The sequence below is a fragment of the Streptomyces hirsutus genome, assembly GCF_001418415.1.
GTDB classification, from domain to species: domain Bacteria; phylum Actinomycetota; class Actinomycetes; order Streptomycetales; family Streptomycetaceae; genus Streptomyces; species Streptomyces hirsutus.
Genome location: NZ_LIQT01000436.1, coordinates 1 through 4738, shown reverse-complemented (window position 1 = coordinate 4738; position 4738 = coordinate 1). Strand labels below are relative to the sequence as shown.

Sequence of the window (4738 nt, the reverse complement as noted above, 5' to 3'; positions counted from 1 at the left end):
CCCCCCTCTCCCCCCTCTCCCCCTCTTCCCGCCGCTTCCACGGCGAGGGCCCCCGCACGGACGACCGATTCCGCGCGGGGGCCCTTTTCCGTGCGGGCCCTTTTCCGTGCCGCTGTGCGCATCGGGCGCACGGAGAGCCCTTCTGCTGCTAGCGTGCAGTTGCAAGCTAGTCGCAATAAGCGGTTCGAAGGGAACCCATGCCCGTCTACACGCTGCCCGACCTGCCGTACGACTACGCGGCGCTCGCGCCGGTGATCAGCCCCGAGATCATCGAGCTGCACCACGACAAGCACCACGCGGTCTACGTGAAGGGCGCCAACGACACGCTGGAGCAGCTCGCGGAGGCCCGGGACAAGGAGTCGTGGGGCTCGGTCAACGGGCTGGAGAAGAACCTGGCGTTCCATCTCTCCGGGCACATCCTGCACTCGATCTACTGGCACAACATGACCGGCGACGGCGGCGGCGAGCCGCTGGAGAAGGACGGCGTGGGCGAGCTGGCCGACGCGATCGCGGAGTCCTTCGGCTCCTTCGCGGGCTTCAAGGCACAGCTGTCCAAGGCGGCGGCGACCACGCAGGGGTCGGGCTGGGGCGTCCTGGCGTACGAGCCGCTGAGCGGCCGGCTGATCGTCGAGCAGGTCTACGACCACCAGGGCAACGTCGGCCAGGGCGCGACACCGATCCTGGTCTTCGACGCCTGGGAGCACGCCTTCTACCTCCAGTACAGGAACCAGAAGGTCGACTTCATCGACGCCATGTGGGCCGTCGTGAACTGGCAGGACGTGGCCAGGCGCTACGAGGCCGCGAAGTCCCGCACGGATGTGCTCCTGCTCGCCCCCTGAGGGCCGCCCGTGAACGCTCTGCCCCGTGATCGTCTTCTCACCGTTCACCCGGCAGGCGGAAAGACGGAAGCCCCCGCGAGGACTCGACTCGCGGGGGCTTCCGGTCTGCGGTATTCCGGGTCAAAGTGCCCCATGACGACACTCAGGACCAAGAAGTATCCCTGCTCGACCTGCGACGCGGAGCAACTGCACCGTCGGCTGACCAGGGCGGAACAGGAACAGCTCAAGGAACGGCTGGGCCGCGCGGGGGTGGGCGAGTTCTGGATCTGCGAGAACGTGCTGGACCCGGACACCGGCAAGCAGTGCCGCAACCTGCGCACGGGATGGCTCATGAAGCCGTTCCCCAAACCCATCCGCCTGCCCGAACCGGAATGACGGGCCTGAAGTGACGGACCCGGAGCGACGAGATCGGAGCGAGGGGCCCGGAGTCCCTCCGGGCCCCGGAGCGGCCGAGCCCGGGTCGCCCCCTCACAGGTTGCTGAAGTCCGGGCCCTTCGTCCGCGTGCGCTTGAGCTCGTAGAAGCCGGGGACGGAGGCCACGGCGAGGGTGCCGTCCCAGAGGCGGGCGGCCTCCTCGCCCTTGGGGGCGGGGGTGACGACCGGGCCGAAGAAGGCGATCTGCTCGCCGTCGGCGCCGGGCACGGCGATGACCGGGGTGCCGACGTCCTGGCCGACCTTGTCGATGCCCTCCTTGTGGGAGGCGCGCAACTGGGGCTCGTACGGGGTGGAGTCCCAGTGCTCCATGAGGGAGTCGGGCAGGCCGACCTCCTTCAGGGCGGCGGCGACGACCTCCTTCTCGGGGCCCTCGCCCTGGTTGTGGATGCGGGTGCCGAGCGCGGTGTAGAGGTCGCCGAGCACCTCGGCGCCGTGCTCCTCCTGGGCCGCGATGACGACGCGGACGGGGCCCCACGCCTTGGTCGCGAGCATCTCGCGGTACTCCTCGGGCAGCTCGTCGAGCCGGTCCTCGTTGAGCACCGCGAGACTCATCAGGTGCCAGCGGACCTTGATGTCCCGCACCTTCTCCACCTCCAGCACCCAGCGGGAGGTCATCCAGGCCCAGGGGCACAGCGGGTCGAACCAGAAGTCGACGGGGGTGGTGGCGGTGGACGTGTCCGGCATGACGCTCCTCGGGAGGCGGGTGCGGGGAATCGCTTCCCCGGGGAAACGTCGGGGCTCCTCCCTCTCATTCCCGTCCTTCCGATTCCCGACTGCCCCGCGTCAGGGGCGCGTGGCAGGATCGGTGCTGTACAGCCCTGTCGATGCCGACGCCGTATGACGACGTATGAGGAGTCCGCCCGTGCCCGGTGAGAACCTGACCCGCGACGAGGCCCGGGAGCGGGCCGCACTGTTGTCGGTGGACGGGTACGAGGTGTCCCTCGACCTGCGCACCGCCACCGGCGCGAGTGCCGGGGAAGGCGGGGACGGCGCGGAGGGGCCGCACACCTTCCGCTCGGTGACGACCGTCCGGTTCCGCTGCACGGAGCCCGGCGCGAGCAGCTTCGCGGACCTGATCGCGCCGGCCGTGACGGCCGTCTCGCTCAACGGGCGGGACCTCGACCCCGGAGAGGTGTTCGACGGCTCCCGGCTGCTGCTGGAGGACCTGGCCGCCGACAACGAGCTGATCGTCGACGCCCAGTGCGCCTACTCCCGTACCGGCGAGGGCATGCACCGCTTCGTCGACCCCGAGGACGGCGAGGTCTACCTCTACACCCAGTACGAGCCGGCCGACGCCCGCCGGGTGTACGCCAACTTCGAGCAGCCCGACCTCAAGGCGCCCTACCGCTTCGAGGTGCGGGCCCCCGAGGGCTGGACGGTGTGGAGCAACGGCGTCGGCGAACTCACCGACGGTGTGTGGCGGTTCGCGGAGACCAAGCCGATCTCGACCTACATCACCTGTGTGGTCGCCGGGCCGTACCACTACGTCACGGACACCTACGAGCGTGAACTGCCCGACGGCACACAGCTGGAGATCCCGCTCGGCGCGATGTGCCGCAAGGGTCTGGCCCCGCATTTCGACGCCGACGACGTGTTCCTGGTGACCAAGCAGGGCCTGGACTTCTTCCACGACCACGTCGACTACCCCTACCCCTTCGGGAAGTACGACCAGGCGTTCGTGCCCGAGTACAACCTGGGCGCGATGGAGAACCCCGGACTGGTCACCTTCCGGGAGGAGTTCATCTTCCGCGGCAAGGTCACGCAGGCGTCCTACGAGGGCCGCGCCAACGTGATCCTGCACGAGATGGCGCACATGTGGTTCGGCGACCTGGTCACCATGGAGTGGTGGGACGACCTGTGGCTGAAGGAGTCCTTCGCCGACTTCATGGGCGCCTTCTCGCTCGTGGGCGCCACCCGGTTCACCGACGGCTGGATCACCTTCGCCAACCGCCGCAAGGCCTGGGCGTACCGCGCGGACCAGCTGCCGTCCACGCACCCGGTCACCGCGGACATCCGCGACCTGCAGGACGCCAAGCTGAACTTCGACGGCATCACCTACGCCAAGGGCGCCTCGGTGCTCAAGCAGCTGGTGGCGTACGTCGGCCAGGACGCCTTCCTGGAGGGCGCCCGGCGCTACTTCAAGCGGCACGCGTACGGCAACACGCGCCTCGGTGACCTGCTGTCGGTCCTCGAGGAGACCAGCGGACGCGACATGACGGCGTGGTCGCGGGCCTGGCTCCAGACGGCCGGGGTCAACTCCCTCACTCCCCAGGTGCTGCTGGGCGCGGACGGCAGGGTCGAGGAACTCGCGGTGGTGCAGGAGGCCGCGGAGTCGCATCCCGAACTGCGCCCGCACCGGGTCGCGGTGGGCCTGTACCGGCGCACGCCCGACGGCGCGCTGGAACGGTACGCGCGGGCCGAGACGGACGTCGACGGGGCCCGTACAGTCGTCGCCGAGCTGGCGGGCGCCGAGGCGCCCGAGCTGGTACTGGTCAACGACGACGACCTCACGTACTGCAAGATCCGCTTCGACGAGACCTCCCTGGCCACGCTCCGCGAGCACCTGGGCGCGCTGACCGACCCGCTGGCCCGCGCCCTGTGCTGGTCGGCGCTGTGGAACCTCACCCGGGACGCGCTGCTGCCCGCGCGGGAGTTCGTGGACCTGGTGCTGCGGTTCGGCGGGCGCGAGTCCGACATCGGCGTGCTGCAGATGCTGCACGCCTGGGCCGAGTCGGCGCTCGTCCACTACGCGGCGCCCGCCTGGCGGGAGACCGGCGGCCGGCTGCTCGCCGAGGGCGCCCGGCGCGAGCTGGAGGCGGCCGAGCCGGGCAGTGAGCCGCAGCTGGCCTGGGCCCGCTTCTTCGCCCGGTCGGCCGTGGCGCCGGGCGACTTCCAGCTGCTCCAGGAGCTGCTGTCGGGCACGGTGACGGTCGAGGGGCTCGACGTCGACCAGGAGCTGCGCTGGGTGTTCCTGGAGCCGCTGGCCGCGCACGGGTTCGCCGACGAGAAGGCGCTGGCCGAGGAGCTGGCCCGGGACGACACCGCCTCCGGCAAGCGCCACCAGGTCCGCTGCCTGGCCGCCCGTCCGTCGGCGGAGGTCAAGGCCCGGGGCTGGGCGCGGGTCGTGGAGTCGGAGGAACTGTCCAACGCGCTGGTGGAGGCGACGATCGCGGGCTTCGCCCAGCCCTCGCAGCGGGAGCTGCTCGCGCCGTACGCGGAGAAGTACTTCGCGGTGATCGAGCGGGTGTGGGAGGAGCGGTCCATCCAGATCGCCCTGCACGTGGTGCGGGGACTCTTCCCCGAGCTGCTGGACTCGCCGGAGACGCTGGACGCGACGGACGCGTGGCTCGCGGCCCACGAGGACGCTCCCCCGGCGCTGCGCCGCCTGGTGCTGGAGGCCCGGGACGACCTGGCACGTGCGCTGCGCGGCCAGGCGTGCGACGCGGCGACGGGGTGACCGCGGG

4 protein-coding genes are annotated in these 4738 nt (G+C 70.7%); 3 read left to right on the top strand and 1 reads right to left on the bottom strand.

Annotation, left to right across the window (positions count from 1 at the left end; genetic code table 11):
• The first annotated feature begins 197 nt into the window (after positions 1 to 197).
• The gene (locus tag AOK11_RS29540) at positions 198 to 839 is read left to right on the top strand and encodes a superoxide dismutase (protein ID WP_055596778.1); all 642 of its coding nucleotides are present in this window, start codon (positions 198 to 200) and stop codon (positions 837 to 839) included.
• Positions 840 to 971: 132 nt separating this feature from the next.
• Positions 972 to 1214 (top strand): hypothetical protein, encoded by a 243-nt coding sequence (locus AOK11_RS29535; protein ID WP_055596777.1) that lies wholly within the window; start codon positions 972 to 974, stop codon positions 1212 to 1214.
• A 93-nt stretch (positions 1215 to 1307) separates the two neighbouring features.
• On the opposite strand, the gene AOK11_RS29530 is transcribed toward AOK11_RS29535, so the two are convergent.
• Positions 1308 to 1958: a mycothiol-dependent nitroreductase Rv2466c family protein gene (locus tag AOK11_RS29530; protein WP_055596776.1), complete on the bottom strand. Its 651-nt coding sequence runs from the start codon at positions 1956 to 1958 to the stop codon at positions 1308 to 1310.
• 178 nt (positions 1959 to 2136) lie between these two features.
• Here AOK11_RS29530 and pepN point away from each other — a divergent pair, with 178 nt between their 5' ends.
• Positions 2137 to 4731: an aminopeptidase N gene (gene pepN / locus AOK11_RS29525; RefSeq protein WP_055596775.1), complete on the top strand. Its 2595-nt coding sequence runs from the start codon at positions 2137 to 2139 to the stop codon at positions 4729 to 4731.
• Positions 4732 to 4738: the final 7 nt, after the last annotated feature.